General features: G+C 31.4%; 18 protein-coding genes, 1 other RNA gene and 15 pseudogenes. 27 read left to right on the top strand and 7 right to left on the bottom strand.

What is annotated here, in order from left to right; translation table 11 throughout:
• Positions 1-91: 91 nt before the first annotated feature.
• The 7 genes and pseudogenes from cdd (at position 92) to ppdK (ending at position 6,220) form a co-directional block, all read left to right on the top strand.
• On the top strand, positions 92-493 hold the full coding sequence (cdd, locus tag PWK10_RS07435) for a cytidine deaminase (protein WP_008907873.1): 402 nt from the start codon (positions 92-94) through the stop codon (positions 491-493).
• Positions 494-1,382: pseudogene (era, locus tag PWK10_RS07430) on the top strand (GTPase Era).
• 20 nt (positions 1,383-1,402) lie between these two features.
• Positions 1,403-2,149, top strand: a complete 747-nt coding sequence (gene recO / locus PWK10_RS07425) for a DNA repair protein RecO (protein WP_274767849.1) — start codon at positions 1,403-1,405, stop codon at positions 2,147-2,149.
• Between the two features lie 5 nt (positions 2,150-2,154).
• Positions 2,155-2,406 carry a hypothetical protein gene (locus PWK10_RS07420; protein WP_274767847.1) on the top strand — a complete coding sequence of 84 codons (252 nt, stop codon included), beginning with the start codon at positions 2,155-2,157 and terminating at the stop codon, positions 2,404-2,406.
• Positions 2,400-2,675: a DUF4342 domain-containing protein gene (locus PWK10_RS07415; protein ID WP_274767846.1), complete on the top strand. Its 276-nt coding sequence runs from the start codon at positions 2,400-2,402 to the stop codon at positions 2,673-2,675. Before PWK10_RS07420 ends, PWK10_RS07415 begins: the two co-directional genes overlap by 7 nt.
• A gap of 188 nt (positions 2,676-2,863) precedes the next feature.
• Positions 2,864-3,502: pseudogene (locus PWK10_RS07410) on the top strand (helix-turn-helix transcriptional regulator).
• Positions 3,503-3,587: 85 nt separating this feature from the next.
• Positions 3,588-6,220, top strand: a pseudogene (gene ppdK, locus PWK10_RS07405) (pyruvate, phosphate dikinase).
• Positions 6,221-6,514: 294 nt separating this feature from the next.
• Here ppdK and PWK10_RS07400 read toward each other — a convergent pair.
• Complete coding sequence (locus tag PWK10_RS07400) at positions 6,515-6,697, bottom strand: phosphotransferase (RefSeq protein WP_274767845.1); 183 nt, start codon at positions 6,695-6,697, stop codon at positions 6,515-6,517.
• A gap of 172 nt (positions 6,698-6,869) precedes the next feature.
• The gene (locus PWK10_RS07395) at positions 6,870-7,301 is read right to left on the bottom strand and encodes a hypothetical protein (protein ID WP_274767843.1); all 432 of its coding nucleotides are present in this window, start codon (positions 7,299-7,301) and stop codon (positions 6,870-6,872) included.
• A gap of 239 nt (positions 7,302-7,540) precedes the next feature.
• On the opposite strand from PWK10_RS07395, the pseudogene PWK10_RS07390 reads away from it, so the two are divergent.
• The 12 genes and pseudogenes from PWK10_RS07390 to rnpB all read left to right on the top strand — a co-directional run bounded on the left by PWK10_RS07390 (position 7,541) and on the right by rnpB (position 14,574).
• Positions 7,541-8,542: pseudogene (locus tag PWK10_RS07390) on the top strand (deoxyguanosinetriphosphate triphosphohydrolase).
• A gap of 129 nt (positions 8,543-8,671) precedes the next feature.
• Positions 8,672-9,398, top strand: a pseudogene (gene dnaG / locus PWK10_RS07385) (DNA primase).
• Positions 9,399-9,406: 8 nt separating this feature from the next.
• Positions 9,407-9,691 (top strand): toprim domain-containing protein, encoded by a 285-nt coding sequence (locus tag PWK10_RS07380; protein WP_342455725.1) that lies wholly within the window; start codon positions 9,407-9,409, stop codon positions 9,689-9,691.
• Positions 9,692-9,753: 62 nt separating this feature from the next.
• A complete protein-coding gene (locus tag PWK10_RS07375) occupies positions 9,754-10,434 on the top strand; it encodes a hypothetical protein (protein WP_274767841.1) in 681 nt (226 codons plus the stop codon).
• Positions 10,435-10,456: 22 nt separating this feature from the next.
• Positions 10,457-11,549 (top strand): annotated as a pseudogene (gene rpoD, locus PWK10_RS07370) (RNA polymerase sigma factor RpoD).
• A gap of 245 nt (positions 11,550-11,794) precedes the next feature.
• Entirely contained in the window at positions 11,795-12,139 is a 345-nt protein-coding gene (locus tag PWK10_RS07365; protein WP_274767840.1) for an HAD family hydrolase, read from the top strand.
• Between the two features lie 203 nt (positions 12,140-12,342).
• Positions 12,343-13,019, top strand: a pseudogene (locus PWK10_RS07355) (tRNA (adenine(22)-N(1))-methyltransferase).
• Positions 13,010-13,267: a Nif3-like dinuclear metal center hexameric protein gene (locus tag PWK10_RS07350; protein WP_274767837.1), complete on the top strand. Its 258-nt coding sequence runs from the start codon at positions 13,010-13,012 to the stop codon at positions 13,265-13,267. The pseudogene PWK10_RS07355 and the gene PWK10_RS07350 overlap by 10 nt, the downstream one beginning before the upstream one ends.
• Positions 13,237-13,353, top strand: a complete 117-nt coding sequence (locus tag PWK10_RS19620; RefSeq protein WP_446715353.1) for a Nif3-like dinuclear metal center hexameric protein — start codon at positions 13,237-13,239, stop codon at positions 13,351-13,353. Before PWK10_RS07350 ends, PWK10_RS19620 begins: the two co-directional genes overlap by 31 nt.
• Before the next feature lie 32 nt (positions 13,354-13,385).
• Positions 13,386-13,589, top strand: coding sequence for a hypothetical protein (locus PWK10_RS07345; RefSeq protein WP_274767836.1), 204 nt, complete (start codon positions 13,386-13,388; stop codon positions 13,587-13,589).
• A gap of 68 nt (positions 13,590-13,657) precedes the next feature.
• Positions 13,658-14,070, top strand: a pseudogene (locus PWK10_RS19615) (Nif3-like dinuclear metal center hexameric protein).
• Between the two features lie 133 nt (positions 14,071-14,203).
• An RNA gene (gene rnpB, locus PWK10_RS07335) (RNase P RNA component class A) lies at positions 14,204-14,574 on the top strand.
• 54 nt (positions 14,575-14,628) lie between these two features.
• Here the strand turns inward: rnpB and PWK10_RS19610 are convergent.
• From PWK10_RS19610 to PWK10_RS07325, 3 genes and pseudogenes are all read right to left on the bottom strand, one after another.
• Complete coding sequence (locus tag PWK10_RS19610) at positions 14,629-15,237, bottom strand: ABC-2 transporter permease (protein ID WP_446715352.1); 609 nt, start codon at positions 15,235-15,237, stop codon at positions 14,629-14,631.
• A gap of 49 nt (positions 15,238-15,286) precedes the next feature.
• Positions 15,287-16,144: pseudogene (locus tag PWK10_RS07330) on the bottom strand (ABC transporter ATP-binding protein).
• Positions 16,144-16,520: pseudogene (locus tag PWK10_RS07325) on the bottom strand (GntR family transcriptional regulator). The pseudogenes PWK10_RS07330 and PWK10_RS07325 overlap by 1 nt, the downstream one beginning before the upstream one ends.
• 203 nt (positions 16,521-16,723) lie before the next feature.
• On the opposite strand from PWK10_RS07325, the gene PWK10_RS07320 reads away from it, so the two are divergent.
• Together PWK10_RS07320 and PWK10_RS07315 are read left to right on the top strand one after the other, a co-directional pair.
• Complete coding sequence (locus tag PWK10_RS07320) at positions 16,724-17,428, top strand: pseudouridine synthase (protein ID WP_274767834.1); 705 nt, start codon at positions 16,724-16,726, stop codon at positions 17,426-17,428.
• Positions 17,429-17,442: 14 nt separating this feature from the next.
• Positions 17,443-17,916: a tRNA (mnm(5)s(2)U34)-methyltransferase gene (locus PWK10_RS07315; protein WP_274767833.1), complete on the top strand. Its 474-nt coding sequence runs from the start codon at positions 17,443-17,445 to the stop codon at positions 17,914-17,916.
• Between the two features lie 69 nt (positions 17,917-17,985).
• On the opposite strand, the gene PWK10_RS07310 is transcribed toward PWK10_RS07315, so the two are convergent.
• Together PWK10_RS07310 and PWK10_RS07305 are read right to left on the bottom strand one after the other, a co-directional pair.
• Positions 17,986-18,408, bottom strand: coding sequence for a hypothetical protein (locus PWK10_RS07310; protein WP_274767832.1), 423 nt, complete (start codon positions 18,406-18,408; stop codon positions 17,986-17,988).
• Positions 18,409-18,479: 71 nt separating this feature from the next.
• The gene (locus PWK10_RS07305; protein ID WP_274767831.1) at positions 18,480-18,638 is read right to left on the bottom strand and encodes a hypothetical protein; all 159 of its coding nucleotides are present in this window, start codon (positions 18,636-18,638) and stop codon (positions 18,480-18,482) included.
• Between the two features lie 56 nt (positions 18,639-18,694).
• Here PWK10_RS07305 and surE point away from each other — a divergent pair.
• The 6 genes and pseudogenes from surE (at position 18,695) to aroH (ending at position 24,003) form a co-directional block, all read left to right on the top strand.
• Positions 18,695-19,458, top strand: a pseudogene (gene surE, locus PWK10_RS07300) (5'/3'-nucleotidase SurE).
• Between the two features lie 34 nt (positions 19,459-19,492).
• Entirely contained in the window at positions 19,493-19,540 is a 48-nt protein-coding gene (locus PWK10_RS19605) for a hypothetical protein (protein ID WP_446715350.1), read from the top strand.
• A 250-nt stretch (positions 19,541-19,790) separates the two neighbouring features.
• Positions 19,791-20,668 (top strand): annotated as a pseudogene (locus tag PWK10_RS07295) (MurR/RpiR family transcriptional regulator).
• Positions 20,669-20,826: 158 nt separating this feature from the next.
• Positions 20,827-22,190 (top strand): annotated as a pseudogene (gene gdhA, locus PWK10_RS07290) (NADP-specific glutamate dehydrogenase).
• A 210-nt stretch (positions 22,191-22,400) separates the two neighbouring features.
• Positions 22,401-23,630 (top strand): annotated as a pseudogene (locus tag PWK10_RS07285) (NAD(P)/FAD-dependent oxidoreductase); the annotation flags it as partial.
• Between the two features lie 11 nt (positions 23,631-23,641).
• A pseudogene (gene aroH, locus PWK10_RS07275) lies at positions 23,642-24,003 on the top strand (chorismate mutase).
• Positions 24,004-24,015 lie beyond the last annotated feature (12 nt).

Here is a 24,015-nt window from a genome sequence, read left to right as displayed (position 1 = left end):
TATTTCTTTACAATAACAAAATTAGTGATATAATTTGTATTACCGAAATTGCATAAAATATCATTAGAAATAATTTGTAGGAGGAATATAAATGGAATATAAAGAACTAGTAGAAATAGCAAATAAGTCTAAGGAAAATGCTTATGTTCCATATTCAAATTTTCGTGTTGGAGCAGCGCTCTTGACTGAAGAAGGAAAGATTTTTACTGGATGCAATATAGAAAATGCTTCATATGGTGGCACAGTTTGTGCAGAAAGAACTGCTTTATTTAAGGCGATTTCAGAAGGCTATAACAAGTTTAGAGCCATTGCTATAACAAGCGATAGTCCTAATTTAACATTTCCATGTGGAATCTGTAGGCAGGTTATGTCGGAATTTGGACTAGATATTGATGTTATAGTATCAAATAATAAAGGAGAGTATAAGGTGTTTAAGTTAAATGAGTTATTGCCCTATGCCTTTTCCTCGGATGATATGGAAGGAGGTATGTAAATGAGCCAATTTAGATCTGGCTTTGTTACTATTATAGGAAGACCTAACGTTGGCAAGTCTACTTTGTTAAATCATTATTTAGGCGAAAAAATTTCAATAATTTCTAACAAACCTCAAACAACAAGAAATAAGATTCAGGCGATAATGACAAGGGATAATTATCAAATTATATTTTTGGATACGCCAGGAATACACAAACCTAGAACAAGGCTTGGGGAATATATGGTTAAGGTAGCAAAGGAAACATTGAATGAGGTTGATATTGTTCTTTTTTGATCAACCCATCCGAAAAGCCTAATGAAGGAGATTTACATATAATAAACCAATTAAGCACAGTTAAAACTCCAATAATTTTAGTGATTAATAAAGTTGATACAGTATCAAAGGAAATATTGGCAAAAACTATAGATACTTATTCAAAATTATATGATTTTAAGGAAATAGTTCCAATATCTGCATTAAAGGGTGATAACACCGATAGACTATTAAATATAATAGTTTCATTATTACCTGAAGGACCTCAGTATTTCCCAGCTGATATGATAACGGATCAGCCAGAAAAATTTATTGTATCTGAAATAATAAGGGAAAAATTATTGCATAATTTAAAGGAAGAAATACCTCACGGCACTGCGGTTGAAGTTGTATCAATGAAGGCTGATGATGAAAAGGGTATCGTTAATATTAATGCAACTATCTATTGCGAAAAAGAGACTCACAAGGCTATAATAATCGGGAGAAATGGACAAATGCTAAAAAAGTAGGAACAAGTGCCCGCGTAGAAATAGAAAGACTTTTGGGAAGTAAAGTTTTCCTTGAGCTATGGGTAAAGGTTAAGAAGGATTGGAGAGACAGTCCATCGGTTTTAAAAACTTTAGGATATCAATAGATTTATTAGGGGTGATGATTTTGTCGTTAATAAACCTACAAGGAGTTGTCTTGAAGGAAATGCCTCTTGCTGAAACCGACAAGATCATCACCATATTTACAGACAAATTAGGGAAAATCGATGTAGTTGCCCATGGAGCAAGGAGACCTAAAAGTCCAATTGCATCCTCCACATTGCCTTTTTGCTATAGTAGATATTTAGTTTATAAAGGTAAGAATTTATATACTTTAAATCAAAGTAGTATAATCGAGTCTTTTCAAAGAATTATAATGGATTTGGATAGGTTAGCCTATGGAAGTTATATGTTGGAACTAATTGATGTTTTAAATGAAAGGGAAGTAAAAAATGTTTTTATGTTAGGATTGTTATTAAAATCTCTTTACATGCTTTATAATGAAGATATAAATTTAGATTTGCTAAAACTTACGTTTGAATATAAAGTTTTAAGTTTTGCGGGATATCAGCCAATAGTAAGCCAATGCATTAAATGTAGATCAAAAACAAATTTAAGATACTTTAATATTACAGAGGGAGGCTTATTGTGCAGTAATTGTGCAGTTAAATCAGTAGAAAATATTTTATTAAGTGATAATGAGGTTAAATTTTTAAAACAAATTAGAAACATAAAAATAGAGGAATTGAGGAATATTAAATATGATAGTATTATATTAGAAAAATTTATTGAGATTATGGAGGACTATTTTAAACATCATATTGATAGGGAAATTAAATCTTTAAATTTAATAAAAGATTTGAAAGGGAGATGAGCTAAATGGAAGAGATAACTCTTGAAAAAATAGACATTTTAAGGCAAAGGACAGGTATAGGATATGCTGAGGCAAAGGAAATTCTTGAAAAACACAATGGTAATGTGATCGATTCTTTGATTTATATTGAGCAGAATCAGAAAAAATTAGGGGCACAAATTTCAGAATTTAGCAACGATTTAGTGGAGACTATAAGGGAAATTATAAGAAAAGGAAATGTTAACAGGATAAAAGTGAAAAAGACGATAGAGTGTTAATCGATATCCCTGTTACTGCTGGGATAGCTGCAGGTGCAGTAAGTTTATTTAATCCATTATTGATAGCAGTTGGAGCAATAACAGCTGTAGTATCCAAAATAAAAATAGAAATAGAAAGACCAGATGGAAGGGTAGAAGTCGTTGAAGATATAGTTAAAGAAAAAGTTGAGGAGGTAAAGGAAAATATAAAGGATACTGTTGATGATTTTAAAAACACATTTAATGAAAAATTCAAAAATGATGAAGAAAGTAAAGATGAAAATGAATAAGCCTATCGGCTTATTCATTAAATTTTGATTAAAAATATTGAAAATATTTGTCTAATGTAATAAAATATTTATGAATTAATAATACTTACCATTAGTATTATTTGGATAATTGTAAAAATTTTAGAATATTACTATTGTCATGATTCCTCTGTCAATATATAATATAATAAATAAAACTGTGCACAGAGGTGATTTTTATTAAACTTACAAAACGTCAAGAAGAGATTATAGAAATAGTAAAAAAATCAACCTATAACAAGCGAGCAAATAGCAGAAAAGCTTAATCTAACAAGAGCAGCCTTAAGGCCTGATTTAGCTATATTAACTATGACAGGAATTTTAGAGGCGCGCCCTAAAGTTGGGTATGTTTATTCAAAGAAAGGTCAAAACACATTAAAGTATAAGTCGATTAAGGAAATTACTGTAGGCGAAATAAAATCCAAACCTACGGTAGTTTCAGAGGATATGTCGATTTATGATTCAATAATCCAGCTTTTTATTAATGATACTGGGACCTTGTTTGTGGAAAATAATGGATATTTAACTGGTGCTGTTTCAAGAAAGGATTTTTAAAAATTACCCTTGGTAATACAGATATACACAAAGTTCCAGTAGGCATTATAATGACAAGGATGCCTAATATCATAACAATTACAGATGATGAAAGCGCTTATGAAGCTGCAAGGAGAATTATTGAACATGAAGTCGACAGCCTACCAGTTGTTGAAAAGGTAAAAACTGAAGATGGTAAAGAAATGTATAAAATAACTGGTAAGGTCTCTAAAACTACCATTACAAGACTTTTTGTAGAACTTGGTAGGGAATAATTAAAGGTTTGGATTGTTATTTTATACATATCTGGGACAAAACTTGTCCCTATGGTGACAAAATTTGTTTTAGGAGGTAGGAGGTATGGAAAAGAAAAAATACGTTTACCTATTTAATGAAGGTAACGCTAGTATGAAAAATCTTTTAGGTGGAAAAGGTGCTAATCTTGCAGAAATGACAAACATAGGACTTCCTGTTCCACCAGGTTTTACTGTGACAACAGAAGCCTGCACGAGATACTATGAAGATGGTCAAAAATAGCAGATGAAATAGTAGAAGAAATTTTTGAAACACTACATAAGCTTGAAAATATTACAGGAAAGAAATTTGGCGATCCATCAAATCCATTACTTGTTTCAGTAAGATCAGGTGCTAGAGCTTCAATGCCAGGTATGATGGACACAATACTTAATCTTGGATTAAACGATGAAACTGTAGAAGGTATTGCAAAGTTAACAAACAACGAAAGATTTGCATACGACAGCTACAGAAGATTTATAACAATGTTCAGCGATGTTGTTATGCAAATCGATAAGAATAAATTCGAACATATATTAGACCAAGTAAAAGAAGAAAACGGTGCAAAGTTTGATACAGATTTAACTGCTGAAAATTTAAAGGAAGTTGTAAGAAGATTTAAAGAATTATATAGAAATGAAAAGGGCGAAGATTTCCCACAGGATCCTAAAATGCAACTTTTAGAAGCTGTAAAGGCAGTTTTCAGATCATGGAATAATCCAAGAGCTATTGTTTATAGAAGACTTAACGACATTCCAAGCGATTGGGGAACAGCAGTTAACGTTCAAACAATGGTATTTGGTAATATGGGTGAAACTTCAGGAACTGGTGTTGCATTTACAAGAAACCCAGCAACAGGTGAAAACAAGATATTTGGTGAATTCTTATTAAATGCTCAAGGTGAAGACGTTGTTGCAGGTATTAGAACACCACAAAGCATAGATCAATTAAAGGAATTAATGCCAGAAGTATATGCAGAATTCGAAAGAATTGCACATCTTCTTGAAAAACATTATAAAGACATGCAAGATATGGAATTTACAATTGAACAAGGAAAACTTTACTTCCTACAAACAAGAAATGGAAAGAGAACAGCTCAAGCTGCATTGAAGATTGCTGTTGACCTTGTTGAAGAAGGTTTAATAACAAAAGAAGAAGCAATGCTTAAGGTTGACGCAAAGCAATTAGATCAATTACTTCACCCAATGTTTGATCAAGCTGAACTTAAAGCAGCAAAGCCAATTGCAAAGGGACTTCCAGCTTCACCTGGAGCTGCTTGCAGTAAGGTATATTTCACAGCTGAAGAAGCAAAGGAAGCTGCAGCAAAGGGTGAAAAGGTTGTTCTTGTAAGAATTGAAACTTCACCAGAAGATATCGAAGGAATGGTAGCTGCTGAAGGTATCTTAACTGCAAGAGGTGGTATGACATCCCATGCTGCGGTTGTTGCTAGAGGAATGGGTAAATGCTGCGTAGCTGGTTGCGGAGACATCAAGATTAACGAAGAAGGCAAGTATTTCACAGTTGGAGATTTAAGAATAAACGAAGGCGACTACATTTCAATAGATGGTAGCACAGGAAATGTATATGGACAAAAGATTAAGACTGTTGAGCCACAAATTACAGGATACTTTGAAACATTCATGAAGTGGGCTGATGAAATAAGAACACTAAAGGTTAGAACAAATGCTGATACTCCAAGGGATGCAGCTCAAGCAGTTAAGTTTGGAGCTGAGGGTATAGGTCTTTGCAGAACTGAACACATGTTCTTTGAAGAAGATAGAATCCCAGCAGTTAGAGAAATGATTGTTGCAAAGAGTGAAGAACAAAGAAGAAAGGCCCTTGATAAGCTCTTACCAATGCAAAGAGAAGACTTCATTGGAATTTATGAAGCGATGGAAGGAAGACCTGTTACAATAAGACTTCTTGATCCACCATTACATGAATTCTTACCACATGAAGATGAAGACATTAAAGCCCTTGCAGAAAATATGGGAATAACTTTTGAAGAGTTAAAGGCAACAGTTGAAAGCTTAAAGGAATTCAACCCAATGCTAGGCCACAGAGGATGTAGACTTGCTGTAACTTATCCAGAAATTGCAGAAATGCAAACAAGAGCTATAATCGAAGCAGCTATTGATGTAAAGAGAAGAAAAGGCTGGGATATAGTTCCAGAAATAATGATACCACTTGTAGGTGAACTTAAGGAATTAAAATATGTAAAGGATGTTATAGTAAAGACTGCTAATGAAATAATCGAAAGAGAAGGAGTAAAGCTTGAATACAAGGTTGGAACAATGATTGAAATTCCAAGAGCAGCATTAACTGCAGATGAAATTGCAAAAGAAGCTGAATTCTTCTCCTTCGGAACTAATGACTTAACTCAGATGACATTCGGATTCTCAAGAGATGACGCTGGTAAGTTCTTGAATGACTACTATGATAAGAAGATATTTGAATTCGATCCATTTGCTAAACTTGATACAACTGGCGTTGGTAAGCTTGTAAAGATGGCTGCTGAACTTGGAAGAGGAACAAGAAAGGATCTAAAGCTCGGTATATGCGGTGAGCACGGTGGTGATCTATCATCAATTGAATTCTGCCATAATATAGGACTTGACTACGTATCATGCTCACCATTTAGAGTTCCGATTGCAAGACTCGCTGCAGCACAAGCACAAGTTAAAAATCCAAGAAGATAAAAATTTTAGGGGTTTTACTTACCCCTAAAATTTTTCTATAAATTCTTCTACTTTTAAAGAAAACTCCTGATGGTTTTGTCTGTATTTGACAACTGATTTTAATTCATCAATGTATTGTCCTTTATTGCAATATTTAATATTTTTATAATAATCCTTTGAAACCTTCCAAAGTTTTTGGGGAATAAAAGGAATGCATAAATAGCTATCATTTCATTTTTATTTAATTTTCTTACATTTTGATAATTATTTATTGCAGTTTCAAAAATACTAAAATCCCAGGCAGTTTTTTTCGCTTTAATATTCTGTGCAAAAGCTGCTTATATCATGAACAGGACAATCAATGCGAGTTTTATCAAAATCAATTACATAAACTTTATCATCGGGAGTAAAAATTAAGTTTTTGTTTACATAGTCAAGATGACATATAGCTCCATTGCTGATTTCATCACCTAAATTATTGAAATCAAGGCTAGACAAAATATAAAGACTTTCCCTTGCGCAATTTAAATAGTAATCAAAACTATCCAAAAAATTTTGGAAAATTTGTCCTTAATCTTATATGCAAGATTTGCACATTCTATTAACTGTTTAAAATGCTTATTGTAGCTTTTAAAATAGTCTTTATCGTTGATTAAAAGCTTGCTTCCCTCTATAGGGAAAAAACCCTTAGAGGACTTATGGAGTTTAGCAAGATTTTCAGATATTTTTTTATGTCATCAATATTATCATAATCACATTTTCGGCCATCTATCCAATCGGTTAAAATAAATAGGTTACCTTGGTAATTAACATATTTTAATCCCTTTTTGGTTGATATAAATCTTGGGGCTAAGATGCCCTTTATGTTTAACCATTCAATAACTGAATATATGAAAAGGAGTGTTTTCTCATCATAATAAACCTTTTTCAAGCATTTGTCACCTTTATTTGTAGCTATTTTATATACAGCTCGTTCTTTGTCAGTTTCTTTTATTTTTATGTTTTCTATTGAATAAACTTCAATGTTGTAATTAGATAATATTTTATTTATTATTATATCCTTTTCATAAATCGCTCTTTCAACAGAGCTAATATTTTCCATACTATCACCATTTTAATATTTCAATTGAATTATATGAAATGACAAGAGGGATTATGTTAATTAGAAGTGCTTTTTGAATAAAAACAGGATAAAATTGACATAATGAATAATACTGAGAATTTTATAGTAATTTAAAGAAATATCTAAAAAAAATGATTTAATTTTTATATATTTAAAAGAAGGTTTCTTGACAAATATGTAGAATATATATAATAAAAAATATTTGTGTAGGTGATACTATGAATTTGAGGGAACAATATGAGCAGCTGGAAGAGAAAATATTATCACCATTAGCTACTTTAAGTAAAAATACTAAAGGAAGAATAAAAAAGAAGAAAAGTGTAAAGTTAGAACTGATTTTCAAAGAGATAGAGATAGAATTATACATTCTAAAGCCTTCAGACGCCTTAAGCATAAAACACAGGTTTTTATTGCACCGGAGGGTGACCACTATAGGACTAGATTAACTCATACATTAGAGGTTGCCCAGATTGCCAGAACCATAGCAAGGGCAATCAGATTAAACGAAGACCTGACGGAGGCCATTGCCTTAGGGCATGATCTTGGACATACGCCCTTTGGTCATACGGGGAGGATGCACTCAATAAAATTTCATCAACAGGCTTTAAACATAATGAACATAGTTTAAGAGTAGTGGACTATCTTGAGAAGGAAAAGCGGTCTTAATCTTACGCACGAAGTTAGGGATGGAATATTGTGTCATTCAGGAGAACTTATTCCTCAAACAAATGAAGGAAAGGTTGTTAAATTGGCTGACAAGATAGCATATATAAATCATGATATAGATGATGCAGTTAGGGCAGGAATATTAACAGTGGAGGATCTGCCAAAAGAATGCATTAAAGTTTTAGGGAAGGGACATTCAGAAAGAATAAATAAAATGATTACAGCTGTGATTGAACATGCTTTAAAATACGGTGAAATAAAATTAACAGGTGAAGTCGGCGAAGCAACGTGGGAACTTAGACAATTCATGTTTGATAACGTCTATATTGCATCAGAGGCAAAAAGGAAGAAGATAAGGCAAAAACCTAATTAAAGAATTGTTTATTCATTATATGGATAATCCAAATTCAATGCCAAAAGAATATTATGACAAAATCGATATCTATGGTTTAGAAAGAACTGTTTTGGACTATGTAGCAGGTATGACTGATAGATATGCTATTCATGAATTTACGAAGATTTTTATCCCTATGCCTTGGCAAATAAAATTTTAAAAAATTTTTTTAACTAGCAGGAATTTTATTTTTTATGTCGAATATTATTTATTTGTGTCAAAGAAAACTATAAAATTAGATATTCATAAGAAGGAATTTTGATGTTCGATGTAGAAAAATAATATTAATATGTCAGGTGATGCTTCTATGCGTATTCCAGAACAAGTAATTGATAATATAATGCAAAAGAATGATATAGTCGATGTTATTTCTGAATATGTAAGCTTAAAAAGGGTTGGAAGAAATTTTATGGGGGTATGCCCCTTTCATAATGATAAAGGACCCTCTTTAAGTGTTTCACCTGACAAACAGCTATTTCATTGTTTTGGCTGTGGAGCCGCAGGTAATGTTGTTGGATTTATAATGAAAATTAGAAACCTCGATTATATTGATGCCATAAGATTTTTAGCTGATAGAGTAAATATAACTCTTGATACTAGCTCAAATAAGGATACTGAAATTGAAAAAATTTATGAAATAAATATTCAGGCTGCGAGGTTCTTTTATAATAATTTAAAACAAAATAGCGAAAAGATTAAATATCTGTTAAATAGAGGACTGGATATAAAGACAATTCAGAAATTTGGTCTTGGATATAGCATAGATTCATATGATGGGCTAATTAATTTTTTAAGAAAAAGGATACGATGAAAAATTATTAATTAAGGCAGGACTGGTTTCTCAAAAAGAAAATAGAATATATGATAGATTTAGAAATAGGATAATGTTCCCGGTTTTTGACCATAAGGGGAGAGTAATAGGTTTTGGAGGGAGAGTTCTTGATGATTCAAAGCCAAAGTATTTGAACTCACCTGAAACACCGGTCTTTAAAAAGGGACTAATTTATATGCATTAAATTTTGTTCTGAAAAAGGGGACTCCAGATGCACTTATCTTAGTTGAAGGCTATATGGATTGTATTAAACTTCACCAACATGGAATAGAAAATACAGTAGCCACCTTAGGAACTGCTCTAACTAAGGAACAGGCAAGGCTTATAAAAAGATATTGCAATACAGTTTATCTTTGTTATGATTCAGATGCAGCTGGTAGGACTGCGACATTGCGAGGAATTGAAGTTCTTCATTCAGAAGGATTAAATGTTAAAATAATAAATATTCCAAGGGGAAGGACCCAGACGAATTTATAAATACCTTTGGGGTTGGAGAATTTAAAAAGCTAATTGAAAAATCTCTTACTGCAATAGAACATTTGATTTATGCTTCTAAAGAAAATAAAAATCTTGATGACCCCAGAGATAGAAGCAATTTTATAAAAGAAGTTATTGACATATTAAAAATATTAAATAATGAAGTTGAGGTTCATTCCTATGCAGCAAAAATTTATGAACTAACGGGAATAAGTATTCAGGTTATTTTAGACCAATTAAATAAAGTCAAAAATATGAAAACTAATAATTGGAATAACAATTATGGGAATAGAAATAATAATATTGGTGGAAATACTTTCATGGAACCTGGATATAAGAAGGCAGAGAGAAAACTATTGATGTTAATTTTAAAGGATGATGATATAAAGGAATATATTCTACAAAAGGTTAATAGGGAGGATTTTATAACTCCTTCATATAAAAAGGTTGCCACGTTAATTTTGGAAAATGGATTAAAGGAAGTTAATGACATAATAAAACATTTTGAAGAACAAAATGAAATTCAGGATGTGGCTTTAATCTTTGCTGAAGAAGATTTGACTGAAATGGATTTTGAGACAGTAGAAGGACTTATAAGAACTTTAAAAAGGACTAAGATAGAACGACAAATTGAAAATATTAAATTAAAAATAAAAGAAAAAGAAAGATCCAATGATTTTAATGATCTTCTTAACTTGACTAGGCAATTGGAAGAACTGAAGAGGCAATTATCGTTGCTTTAGGTTTTGAAGGGAGGTTGAAATTATGAAAAAGGATAATCAAAAGAACGAAGCTAACAATAAAAGAATGTCTATAGTAAAGCAATTGATTGAAAAGGGTAAAAAGAATGGGGTTTTGACATATAAAGAAATAATGGATTCATTGGAAAATGTTGAATTATCTCCAGAACAAATAGAGAAGGTATATGAAATACTTGAATCTATGGGTATTGAAGTTATCGATGATATGGATGACTTTAACCCAGAACAATTATTAGAGGAAGATCTTGATTTAACTTTACCTGAAGGGATTAGTATCGATGACCCTGTAAGGATGTATTTAAAAGAAATTGGAAAGGTTCCTCTTCTTTCTGCAGAAGAAGAGATTGAGCTTGCAAAAAGAATCGAACAGGGAGATCAAGAGGCAAAGAAAAAACTAGCAGAAGCTAATTTAAGGCTAGTAGTAAGCATTGCAAAAGGTATGTTGGAAGAGGAATGTTATTCCTTGACTTAATACAGGAGGGAAATCTTGGACTTTTAAAGGCTGTGGAAAAATTTGACTATAGGAAAGGCTATAAGTTTTCTACTTATGCTACCTGGTGGATTAGGCAGGCTATAACAAGGGCAATTGCTGACCAGGCAAGGACAATAAGAATTCCTGTTCATATGGTAGAAACTATAAATAAATTGATAAGAGTAGAAAGACAGCTATTGCAGGAATTAGGTAGAGCACCTTCTCCAGAGGAGGTTGCAAAGGAATTAAATATGGAAGTTGATAAGGTTAGAGAAATAATGAAAATAGCTCAAGAACCTGTATCTCTTGAAACACCAATTGGGGAGGAAGAAGATAGCCATCTTGGCGATTTTATCCCTGATGAGGATGCACCTGCGCCTGCTGAAGCTGCAGCGTATACGATGCTTAGGGAACAACTTATGGATGTTTTAGATACTTTAACTCCAAGGGAAGAAAAGGTATTGAGATTAAGATTTGGTTTAGATGATGGCCGTGCAAGAACATTAGAAGAGGTAGGAAAAGAATTCAAAGTTACACGCGAAAGAATAAGACAAATCGAGGCAAAAGCTCTTAGAAAATTACGACATCCAAGCAGAAGCAAAAACTAAAGGATTATTTAGATTAGGCTTACATATTGTAAGCCGTAATTTTTAGTGGTAAACGGAGGGGTATTATGAATACAATATTGTTTGACTTAGATGGAACTTTATTGCCCATGGATATGGATATTTTTGAAAAGGAATATTTTAAAAGACTTTGCTTTAAATTGAAAAATTTTTGTCTCCTGAGCATACAGTTAAATTTGTTTTAGATGCAACCTTTGATATGATTAGGAACTCAGACTTTAATAGGACTAATAAACAGGTATTTATGGAAAAATTTACAGAATACTCCAAAATAAAATATGAAGTAGTAGAAAGCATTATTGATGATTTTTATAAAAATGAGTATAAAACTATCGGTGAACATTTTAAGCCCCAAGAACACATTGTTAAATCCATTGATATTTTAAAAGAAAAAGGATATGATTTGGTAGTTGCAACAAATGCCATTTTCCCCAAGGAAGCCATAATCGAAAGATTAAGGTGGGCAGGACTTGATGAAAGGGATTTTATATTTATAACATCCTTTGAAGTTATGCACTATTGTAAACCAAATATAAAGTATTATGAAGAAATTTTAGGCATAATAAACAAAAACCCCAGGAATGCTTAATGGTAGGTAATGATGTTGAGGAGGATTTGATTGCCTCAAAAATTGGAGTAAAGACTTTTTAATAAAAGATAACATATTAAATAAAAAGAACATAAAATATTTTGCTGACTTTGAAGGTAATTATATGGACTTTTATAATTTCGTTATGGATTTGCCGTATGTAGTGAAGGATAAAGAAAAGGGTGCATAATTGGAGGTGAAACATGATTTTATCTGAAAGATTAAGACATATAGTGGATATGCTTCCCAATTCCGATTGCATAGCCGATATAGGAACAGACCATGGCTATATTCTTGTGCATTGTATTAACAAAGGGCTTTGTAAAGAGGTATTGCAACAGATATTAATAAAGGTCCCTTAGAAATTGCTATTAAGAATTTTAAAAAATATAGGGTTTTAGATAAGATACAGACCAGGATAGGGGATGGGCTAGAGCCACTTCAAAAAGGAGAGGCGGACACAATCTTAATAGCTGGAATGGGCGGAAACTTAATCGTAAAAATATTAGAGGAAGGCAAAGAAATTGTTAGATCAACGAACATATTAGTCCTACAGCCCATGCAATATCCAGAAATATTAAGGAAATATTTGAATGAAAATGATTTTAGAATAATTGATGAGGATATAGTAAAAGAAGATGAAAAGTTTTATCATATATTAAAGGTATCAAATGGTAGTGAACCTCCTTATGAAAAAGAAGTGTTTTATTATACTGGGAAAATTTTAATTCAAAAGAAACATCCAGTTTTAAGAGAATTTATTAATTATAAAATAAAAAATTTAGAAGAAATTTTAAGATCAGTTCCAAAGGATAATAAAAGATATAATGAATTAAATCAATTATTATTAGAGTTTAAGGAAGTGGGAGAATGGATGTAAGTGCTAAAAATATTATAGACTACTTAGAAAAAATGTTTCCCCCTTCTCTTGCGGAGGATTATGATAATGTTGGTTTGTTAATAGGAGATAAAGATAAAAACATAAACAAAATATTATTTACGTTAGATGTTACAAGGGATACCTTAGATGAAGCCATAAAACTAGGATGTGATATGATAATTTCCCATCATCCTTTAATTTTTACACCTTTAAAAAAATTAAGACAGATGAATATATTGGCAGTATAATTATAAAGGCAATAAAAAACGATATTAACATATATGCAGTTCATACTAATTTTGATAATGCAGAGAAAGGATTGAATGATTTTTAGCCAAGCTTTTAGAGTTAGAAGATATCGAGATATTGTCGCCCCATAAGGAAATAAAACTTTTTAAAATTGTTGTTTTTGTTCCTAAGTTCCATGCTGATGTGGTTAGAAATGCAATATTGACTGAAGGAGCAGGTCACATTGGAAATTATAGCTATTGTTCTTTTAATGTAGAGGGGCAAGGAACGTTTATGCCTTTGGAGGGTTCAAATCCCTTTATAGGAGAAAAAATAAAATAGAATATGTTGAAGAAGTAAGGATAGAAACTATTGTTAAAGAAAAGGACTTAAATAGGGTTATATCATCTATGATAAAAGCTCATCCTTATGAAGAGGTAGCCTATGATGTTTATCCTTTACAAAATTCTTTAAAGCAGGGAACAGGAAGAGTGGGAAATTTAAAAGGAGAAATTAGGTTAAAAGAGTTTATCAATTTAATAAAGCAAAAATTTAATGTTGATAATGTGCGAATAGTAGGTAATTTAGATAAAAAGATTAAAAGGATAGGAATAGTAGGGGAAGCGGCTCATCCTTTATTAGAGACGCTTTAAATAAAGGATGTGATGTATTAGTAACAGGCGATATAAAGCACCATGATGCTATTATAGCTTCTGAATTAGGTTTAAATATTATAGATGTAGGACATTTTGCAAGTGAATATTTAGCAGTTCCATATTTATTGGATATAATTAAAAAAGCTTTGATGTTGAATGTATTTTAACGGAAACTAATAAAAATCCATTTGCGGTGTTATAAAAGAAAATTTTACTTGTCTTTGAAAAAAATTATTATGGACAATATAACAAAAAGATGATATTATATAACTTGTGCTTGAAAGTCAAATGAATAATTGTTGAGTAAGCCGGATGGTCGCTGCCGCATTCAGCGGGAGAGGAAAGTCCGAGCTCCATAGGGCAGGGTGCTGGGTAATACCCAGTGGAGGCGACTCAAGGAAAGTGCAACAGAGATATACCGCCAGAACCAATCCCTTGGATTGGTGAGAGCAGCTTATGCTGCCTGGTAAGGGTGGAAAGGTGAGGTAAGAGCTCACCAGCACACTGGCGACAGTGTGGCTCTGTAAACCCCACCTGGAGCAAGACCGAATAGGGAGCAAATGCGCTGGCCCGGCGTGCTCCCGGGTAGTGTCGCTTGAGCCTGCTGGCAACAGTAGGCCTAGATAGATGACCATCTAAAACAGAACTCGGCTTACAGGCTTACTCAACTAAAATGTTTAACTAAAATGTATACATATAAATTAAAGGGGCTGTGTAATACAGCCCTAAATGTCTTTATTCATATATAATTTTACAGAAATAAATAATGAGATTGTTATAATAAATAATGAGAATGAAAATAAAATTAAGCTTAATTGAACATGATTTAATTTTTGAATATAGCTAAAGATTGTAGAAGATAAATTGAGCCTTTTAAAAAATTTGCTTAGTTCTTTAGATAAAAAATATATGAATATAAAATAAACAAAATTAAATATTCTAGTGCCATTATATCCTAATAAATAATATAAAGGCAAATTTATTCCAATATAAATTGAAGACAAAAGTAGAGAGAAGGAAAGCGAGAGTAAGTTTATTCTTATTGCTATATTGAAATTGAAAAGTTTAAATATAAATAATGATGCTATGTAAAATACAATCCCTATAATGAAATAAAGAAAAGCTGATAAATATTTTGATAAAACAATATTTTCCTTGTTTACAGGTAAGCTGTTAAAAAATCGATCAGTTTTAAATTTATCTTCATATACGATAGATGTTCCTATCATAAATAAAATGGGAGTAAATGTTGATACAAGCAAAATAGAAAGTGTAGCAAGGGAAGTTGGAAAGTTTTCTTGTTTAAATATAATAATTATAAAAAAATAACGTATGCAAAACTGAATGCTAAAGTTTTTTTAAATAGAATTATATCTTTTAAAATCAAATTAAACATTTTGCATTCCCCCTTGTCATAAAAAACATAATATCTTCAAGCGTTGGTCTTTCGAGCATGCATTTTGTTCCCTGTAATTTTTTGTATTTTCCTTATGCATAAGAGCTTCCATTGATAAGGAATTGTTTTTAAATCCAATCACTTTATCTCTTAAATCATTAAAAATCTCCTTTGGCCCCTTTACTAAAACATAATTTTCTAAGATTTTATCTTTTTCGTCATTTAAAATAATTTTCCCATTATTTAAAAAAACTATATAATCTGCAATTTTATCTAAATCAGATGTTATGTGGGTAGAAAATATAACTGAATGTTTGTCATTTTCAATATAATTTTGTAAAATTTCGAGAATTTCCCTTCGAACTAGAGGATCAAGACCTGAAGTAGGCTCATCCATAATAAGCAATTCGGCATTATGTGATAAAGCTATTGCAATTGAAAATTTTATTTTCATTCCCCTTGATAATGCTTTAATTTTCTTGTTTAAATCTAGATCAAATTTTTTATTAAGTTGTTAAATTCTTTGTCATTCCAATTTTTATAAAATTTACTTATGATATATTTTGCTTCTTTTAATTTTATATCTTCATAGATGTAAAGCTCGTCATATACAAAACCTATTTTATCTTTTATTTCAGAAATATTATTGTTTTTACCAAATATTCTTATTTTGCCTTTATCAGGATTGATTAGATTCATAATTAACTTAATTGTAGTGCTTTTACCTGCACCGTTTGGGCCAATTAATCCGAGTATATAGCCTCTTTCTAAATGGAAGGTAACATCATCAAGAGTAAATTTATTGAATTTTTTGTTAACCCCTCAACTTCAAGTATTTTTTCCATTATTCCACCCCTTCAAAATAAATATTTAATAATTCAAACATTTCATCCTTTTTAAGTCCTATAGACTTTGCTAGGCAAACTGCCTGTTCAATTAATTCTTCTATTTTTTTATTTGTTGTTCTATTATAAATTCAGTATTTGTTTCGGAAACAAAACTTCCTTTTCCAGGAAGAGTTACTATAAATCCCTCCTTTTCTAGTTCTTCATAGGCTCGTTTTGTAGTAATAACACTAATCTGTAGCTCTTTAGCAAGATTTCTGATAGAAGGTAGAGGATCTCCTGGTGCTAATGTGCCGCTTATAATCTGTTCTTTTATTTGTTTAATGATTTGTTCGTAAATTGGAACATTAGAGGTATTTGAAATAGAAATGAACACTTAATCACCTCGCTTTACAGTGTGTATAATGTATATACTGTATATATAAATTATATACAATAATAATATCAGAGTCAATAAAATATTTTTGGGAAGGATAAAAATATTATTATACGAATAGCAAAGGGATATGATGAAAGTTGTTTATAATAAATTTTGATGATATAATTCTTTAAGCAAAAATATAAAATTGAGGTGAAAGGATGGAGAGAATTCAAAAGTATATAGCAAGGTGTGGTGTAACATCGAGGCGAAAGGCTGAGGAGCTAATTAAACAAGGAAAAGTTAAAGTTAATGGTGAATTAATAAAGGATATCATTCTTGTTGATCCTGAAAGGGATATAGTTGAGGTAAATGGAAAAATTATAAAACCTGAAGAGAAAAAAGTTTACATAATGTTAAATAAACCTATTGGATATGTTACAACGGTTAAGGATGAAAAAGGACGAAGGACAGTGTTAGACTTGATTGATGTAAAGGAAAGAATATATCCTGTAGGAAGATTAGATTATGATACTTCAGGGCTTCTTATTTTAACCAACGATGGGGACTTTGCCTATAAACTTATGCACCCTTCGAAGGAGGTAGACAAGGTTTACATAGCAGAGGTTGAGGGAATCCCAACTGAGAAGGAATTAGAAATGTTTAGGAACGGATTAAAAATAGAAGATTATATTACATCAAAGGCAAAAATAGAAATTCTTAAAATAATCGATAAAAATGCACTTGTAAGAATAGTGATACATGAAGGGAAAAATAGGCAAGTTAGAAAAATGTGTGAAAAAATAGGGCATAAGGTGTTAAAACTAAAAAGGGTTCAAATAGGCAAAATAAAATTAGGAAGCTTGGAAGTTGGAAAATGGAGATATTTAAAGAAGGAAGAGATAGAGTGGGTTAAAAGATTATAAAAAGGAGGAAAAGGATGTATAGGATTGTTTTAAAGGCTACCAGAATGGCACAAGATATAGTTAAGAAGGTTATAGATGAAACTGATATTGCTGTAGATGCAACATTAGGAAATGGAAATGATACATTATTTTTGAGTAATCTTCTTCATAGAGGGAAAGTTTATGCTTTTGATATTCAAACTATTGCAATTGAAAAATTTAAAAAAACAATCCATGAAAGAAACATAAAAAATGTTATATTGATTAATGACGGGCATGAAAATATCCTAAATTATGTTATGGAAGCACCAAAAGCTATTATGTTTAATTTAGGATATTTGCCAGGTGGAGACGAAAAAATTATTACAAGACCAGATACAACATTAAAGGCCTTATCAGATTCATTAAAAATTTTAAAACCTGGAGGGGTAATAACTTTAGTTGTATATACAGGACATTTAGGAGGAGCTGAAGAAGGACTTTTAATAGACGAATTTATAAAAAGTTAGATCCTAAGATTTATTCTGTTATGCAGATTAAATTTGTAAATAGGGATGAAAGGGCTCCATATTTAATTGTTATTGAGAAAAATGGCAGTTATAATGAAGATAAACATAATATTCTCTGTTAGTAAAAAATTTAATAACCTTTATTTTAGCAGGTGGGGTTATTTTATAGCCACATTTTAAGCAAATATAATTGCCATTTAAAATATAATCCGTATGCCTTTCGATGTTTAAATTGTTAATATATTTTTGCCAACTATCCCATCCGGTTTTACAAAGCTTAATTCTGTTAGATGGATCAGCTAATACCCAGCGTAATAATTTATGAAAATGAAATGGATACTTTGTATAATTTATATAATCTTGAGGCACACCTAAATTAATGATATATTCTTTGAATGTATCTTCGATTAAAGTTTGAAGAGGATCAGTTATTTTTGAGCTGATTACTGTGTATCCCTTTTCAGATAAATATTTCCTTGCCTTATTGAACATATATCCTCTACATATATTGATTTCTTCATATTTACTTATGTTTAATGCTTTTATTCCATTTTCGATTATTTTTATACAATGATCTTCGAATTTTTTTCTTTAAAGTATGGTGATTTAAAATATTTAATTGGGATAACTTCATAATAATACTCAAGAGTTGATGTTCTTAAAAGTCCAATGGCTGTGCCTCCAACGAGGCTGCCGCTTCCAGCATCGTCGATTTGTATCATAGCTTTACTCCTTTCATGCTTATATATTTAATTTTCCAAAAAGGAGGGCCTTTATTATGAGAATTTTAATAACCAATGATGATGGAGTCAATGCTAAAGGTATATATTTTCTTACAAAGGAACTTGAAGCCCATCATGAATGCATTGTTGTTGCACCTGATAAACAAAGAAGTGCAGCAGGACATTCAATTACACTACACAGACCTATAACGGTTAAAATAGTAAAATTAGAAGGAATAAAAAGTATGGTTTATAGCGTTGATGGAAAACCTGCAGGCTGTGTAAAGGTTGCAATTGAAAAACTGTTGAATGAAAAGGTTGATTTAATAATATCTGGAATAAATAATGGATATAATTTAGGAACTGATGTGTTATATTCAGGGACAGTATCAGCTGCTGTTGAGGGTGCAATATATAAAATACCTTCAATAGCTGTTTCGGTAGATTTTGATGCTGATGAAGAATATCTAAAAGGGCAGCAAAAATATCAAAAGAAATTGCAGAAAGATCCTTTAATAACCTTAAGGATGATGTGGTTCTTAATGTTAACATTCCTAAAGATGAAACTAATAAGGGTATTAGGGTATGCATTTTGGGAAATAGAGTATATAAAAATGCCTATATTGAGGAAGATACTGACAATGAATATGAAAGAAGATTCCAACTTGCCGGAACAGTCATGGATAATGATGATGAAAATTCTGACGTTTTTTATATAAAGAAGGGTTATATAACAGTTACACCTTTACATTATGATCTTACTAACTTTAACATTATTGCACAAGTAAATTCATGGCTAACAGAGGAGGGATCTAAATGAAAAAATTCATGAAGATTTAAATCTAATAGCAATTATGGAATTTAAAAGTTATGATGAAATGTATAAGGTAGTTGACTTTTGAATAAAAATTTAAAAAATATGGCTTAATTTTTGGTCTAACAAGCAAAAATGGTAAGGATACGATTTCTATTTATGATGCTGAACCAGATAGTCCAACAGAATAAAGATTTAAAATTAATTTACATTCAAATGAAGGATATGTTGCAAGAAACAAAATAAAATGATAAAATATAATTGTATTTTTAGAAAATTGCAATTAGGTTAATTTATTAATTTAGATGGGGAATATTTAATAGAAAAGGGGTATTTTTATGGATGGAAATAGGCAAGACTTAATGAAAATAATTCAAACGAAATTTCCAAGGCTAAGCAAAGGGCAAAAATCATTGCAGAATATATTCTAAAACATTATGACAAGGCCGCATTTATGACAGCAGCAAAACTTGGTCAGGCTGTAGGGGTAAGTGAGTCTACAGTTGTAAGATTTGCTAATGAGTTAGGATTCAGCGGGTATCCAAGTCTTCAAAAAGAATTGCAAGAACTTATAAAAAACAAATTGACTTCGGTTCAAAGAATTGAGATAACAAATGATCTTATAGATGAGGAAAATCCTTTAAGAAGTGTCCTAAAGGCAGATATGGAGAATATAAGGGTCACTTTAGAAAAAATAAATCAAAATACTTTTGATGAAGTAGTGCATGAAATATTAAAGGCAAAAAGAATCTACATAGTTGGATTCAGAAGTTCACAGGCCCTTGTTGAGTTTATGGGATTTTATTTGAATTTAATATTAGATAATGTAAGGGTTGTATCAAGAGGAGTTAGTGATATTTTTGAGCAGCTTCTTAGAGTTGGTGATGGGGATTTAGTTATAGGCATTTCATTTCCAAGATATTCAACAAGAACTATTGAAGCTTTAAAATTTTCAAAGGATCGAGGTGCAAAAGTGGTAGCTATAACAGATAGCTTGCTTTCGCCTCTAGCCTCCCATGCTGATTACACATTAATTGCACAAAGCAATATGGTATCCTTTGTTGATTCACTTGTGGCGCCTTTGAGTTTGATTAATGCTTTAATTGTAGCAGTAGGAGTTAAGGAAAAAGAAACGATTTCGGAAACATTTAAGACACTTGAAAATATTTGGGAAGAATATAATGTTTATGATAGTAAGATAAAAAATAACGATTAGTGCAAAATTTATAAAAATTCAAAAATAATAAAAAACGGATGATAAATCTAAAAAACAAATGATTAAAATGAAATTAATTATTTTTTGACTTGAAATAATGCAAGAAATCATTCATAATAGAGTTGTAAGGATTCGTTATTTTGAAGGAGGTCATTAAAATGGCAAAGAAAAACATCTCTCCCTCTGATTACATTAAACAGGTAATCGAAAACGTAAAAAGAGAAATCCAAATGAGCCCGAATTCCTCCAGGCAGTAGAAGAAGTATTACCAACTTTACAACCAGTTTTAGAAAAGCACCCAGAATACATAGAGGCTAATTTGCTTGAAAGATTTTGTGAACCAGAAAGAGTTGTAATGTTTAGAGTTCCATGGGTTGACGATGAGGGAAATCTACATGTCAATAGAGGATATAGAGTTCAATTTAATGGAGCAATTGGACCTTACAAGGGAGGACTTAGATTCCATCCATCGGTTAATTTAAGCATCATTAAGTTCCTTGGTTTTGAACAAATTCTTAAAAATTCATTAACAGGGCTTCCAATTGGTGGTGGAAAGGGAGGTTCTGATTTTGACCCAAGGGGTAAATCTGATGCTGAAATAATGAGATTTTGCCAAAGTTTTATGACTGAACTATATAGACATATAGGTCCTGACGTTGATGTTCCAGCAGGAGATATTGGTGTTGGAATAAAGGAAATAGGATATCTATATGGACAATATAGAAGAATTAGAGGGGCCTTTGAAAACGGAGTGTTAACAGGTAAAGGATTATCATACGGTGGTAGTTTGATAAGACCAGAAGCAACTGGCTATGGTGTTACTTATTTTGCACAGGAAATGTTAAAGCATGAAGGAGAAACTATTGAAGGAAAGGCTGTTGCAGTATCAGGATTTGGTAATGTTGCATGGGGTGTATGCAAAAAGGTTGCAGAATTAGGCGGTAAGGTTGTAACACTTTCAGGACCAGATGGATATATTTATGATCCAGATGGAGTTGTGGGTGAAAAGATAGATTATCTACTTGAAATGAGAAATTCAGGAAGAGATAGAGTTCAGGATTATGCAGATAAATTTGGTGTTCAATTCTTCCCAGGACAAAAACCATGGGGTGTAAAAGTAGATATAGTTATGCCATGTGCTACTCAGAATGATATTCATTTAGAACATGCAAAACAAATAGTAGCAAATGGAGTTAAGTATGTTGTTGAAGGTGCTAATATGCCATGCACCAATGAAGCTTTAGAATATTTCTTAGCTAATGGGGTTCATGTTGGACCAGCAAAGGCAGCAAACGCAGGTGGAGTTGCAACTTCAGCCCTTGAAATGTCACAAAACAGCATGAGAATGGCTTGGACTGCTGAAGAAGTGGATCAAAAGCTACACCAAATAATGGTAAATATTCATAATATGGCAATGAAAGCTGCAGAAGAATATGGATTTGGATACAACCTCGTTGCTGGTGCAAATATAGCAGGCTTTATTAAGGTTGCAGATGCAATGCACTCACAAGGTAATTATTAATTTGTAATCTTTTTTCCAATATTTAAGGTAGGCATATCTCAGAATGTGCCTACCTTATTTATTTTTGGCTTTGAATATATTTTTCATACTTGTGATAAAAGTTATATTTAATCAAGGTGATTTATTATAATATTTTTTGGATAAAATATGTTATAATAAACAATGTTTAATTTTACATAGAGTTTTTAGTGTAAATTATTAAATAAGGAGGCCTATATGAAAAGGGTTATAGTAGTTGGTGGTGGTGCTTCAGGGATGATGGCTGCCATAATAGCAGCAAAATATGGAAAAGACGTTTTGCTCATTGAAAAAAACGATCGGCTTGGGAAAAAGATATTTATTTCAGGGAAAGGAAGATGCAATGTTACAACTAGCAAAAGCATCGATGAAATAATAAAAAATATTCCTGGAAACGGGAAATTCATGTATAAAGCACTACATACCTTTTCAAATTATGATTTAATAAAGATGATTGAGGATAAGGGGGTAAAACTTAAGATTGAACGAGGTGACAGAGTGTTTCCTGACAGCGATAAATCTAGCGACATAATAAAATGCTTTGAAAAATATATGCAAGAATATAAAGTGAGAATTATGTTAAATACAAAAGTAACAGACATTTTAGTAAAAGACAATAAAGCTATTGGGGTTGAAATAAATGGAAAGGAGAAAATCTTTTCTGATGTAGTAATTTTATCAACCGGCGGTGCTTCGTATCCAGGGACAGGCTCAAGCGGAGATGGTTATAGATTTGCTAAAAAATTGGGACACACTGTGATTGATTTAAAACCTTCATTAGTTCCACTCGTTGTTAAGGAGGACTGGGTTAGAGAATTAATGGGACTTACTCTTAAAAATGTAGAAATTAAAGTTAAAAATAACAACAAAGTTATATATCAGGATTTTGGTGAAATGCTCTTTACACATTTCGGAGTTTCAGGACCTATAGTTCTTTCTGCAAGCAGAAATATCGTTGATATTTTACCAAAGGAAGTTGAATTTATAATTGATTTAAAACCTGCATTATCATTTGAAGAATTAAATAAAAGAATTTTAAGGGATTTTGAAAAATATAAAAATAAAGACTTTAAAAATTCTTTAGATGACTTATTACCTCAAAAACTTATTCCTATTGTAGTAAAATTATCTGGTATTGATCCAAATAAAAAGGTTAATTCGATTACAAAGGAAGAAAGATTAAAGCTTGCTAGTCTTTTGAAGGAGTTTAAACTAACGATTGTTGGAACACGCCCCATAGAAGAAGCTATCGTTACAAGGGGTGGTATATCAATAAAAGAAGTAGATCCGCAAACAATGGAATCAAAAATAATAAAAGATTTGTATATAACGGGAGAACTTTTGGATGTTGATGCTTATACTGGTGGATTTAATTTGCAAATAGCCTTTTCAACAGGATATTGTGCTGGATATTACTGTTAGGGGTGATATCGATGTATTCAATTAGAGGTGCTATAACTGTTGAACGTGATACTAAAGAGGAAGTTTTTACTGCTACAACAGAATTATTTGAAAAAATAGTTGAGGAAAATGATTTAAATATTAAAGATGTATTTACTATCATTTTCACAGCAACAAAGGATATAAAAGTGCATATCCTGCTGAAGCATTAAGAAATATAGGGTTAAAGCATATTTCATATATGTGCATGCAGGAGATGGACGTAGAAAATAGTCTAAATAAATGCATTAGAATTTTAGTATTAGTAAATGGAGATAAAAGACAAAGTGAAGTTAAAAATGTGTATTTAAGAGAAGCAATTAATTTAAGACCAGAACTAAATGAAGGAATTTAGCTTTTTTATAGA

The sequence above is a fragment of the Caloramator sp. Dgby_cultured_2 genome, assembly GCF_028872215.1.
GTDB lineage: Bacteria > Bacillota > Clostridia > Clostridiales > Caloramatoraceae > Caloramator > Caloramator australicus.
The sequence above is the reverse complement of the archived record's forward strand: the minus strand, read 5'-3'. Positions and strand labels throughout refer to the sequence as shown.

What these genes read in the sequence shown, in the direction of transcription:
- cdd (WP_008907873.1), top strand. Translation starts at nt 92, where the DNA reads ATGGAATATAAAGAACTAGTAGAAATAGCAAATAAGTCTAAGGAAAAT.
- PWK10_RS07420 (WP_274767847.1), top strand. Translation starts at nt 2,155, where the DNA reads ATGGAAGAGATAACTCTTGAAAAAATAGACATTTTAAGGCAAAGGACA.
- PWK10_RS07395 (WP_274767843.1), bottom strand. Translation starts at nt 7,301, where the DNA reads ATGGAAAATATTAGCTCTGTTGAAAGAGCGATTTATGAAAAGGATATA.
- PWK10_RS07365 (WP_274767840.1), top strand. Translation starts at nt 11,795, where the DNA reads ATGGAAAAATTTACAGAATACTCCAAAATAAAATATGAAGTAGTAGAA.
- PWK10_RS07350 (WP_274767837.1), top strand. Translation starts at nt 13,010, where the DNA reads ATGGATGTAAGTGCTAAAAATATTATAGACTACTTAGAAAAAATGTTT.
- PWK10_RS07320 (WP_274767834.1), top strand. Translation starts at nt 16,724, where the DNA reads ATGGAGAGAATTCAAAAGTATATAGCAAGGTGTGGTGTAACATCGAGG.
- PWK10_RS07315 (WP_274767833.1), top strand. Translation starts at nt 17,443, where the DNA reads ATGTATAGGATTGTTTTAAAGGCTACCAGAATGGCACAAGATATAGTT.
- PWK10_RS07310 (WP_274767832.1), bottom strand. Translation starts at nt 18,408, where the DNA reads ATGTTCAATAAGGCAAGGAAATATTTATCTGAAAAGGGATACACAGTA.
- PWK10_RS07305 (WP_274767831.1), bottom strand. Translation starts at nt 18,638, where the DNA reads ATGATACAAATCGACGATGCTGGAAGCGGCAGCCTCGTTGGAGGCACA.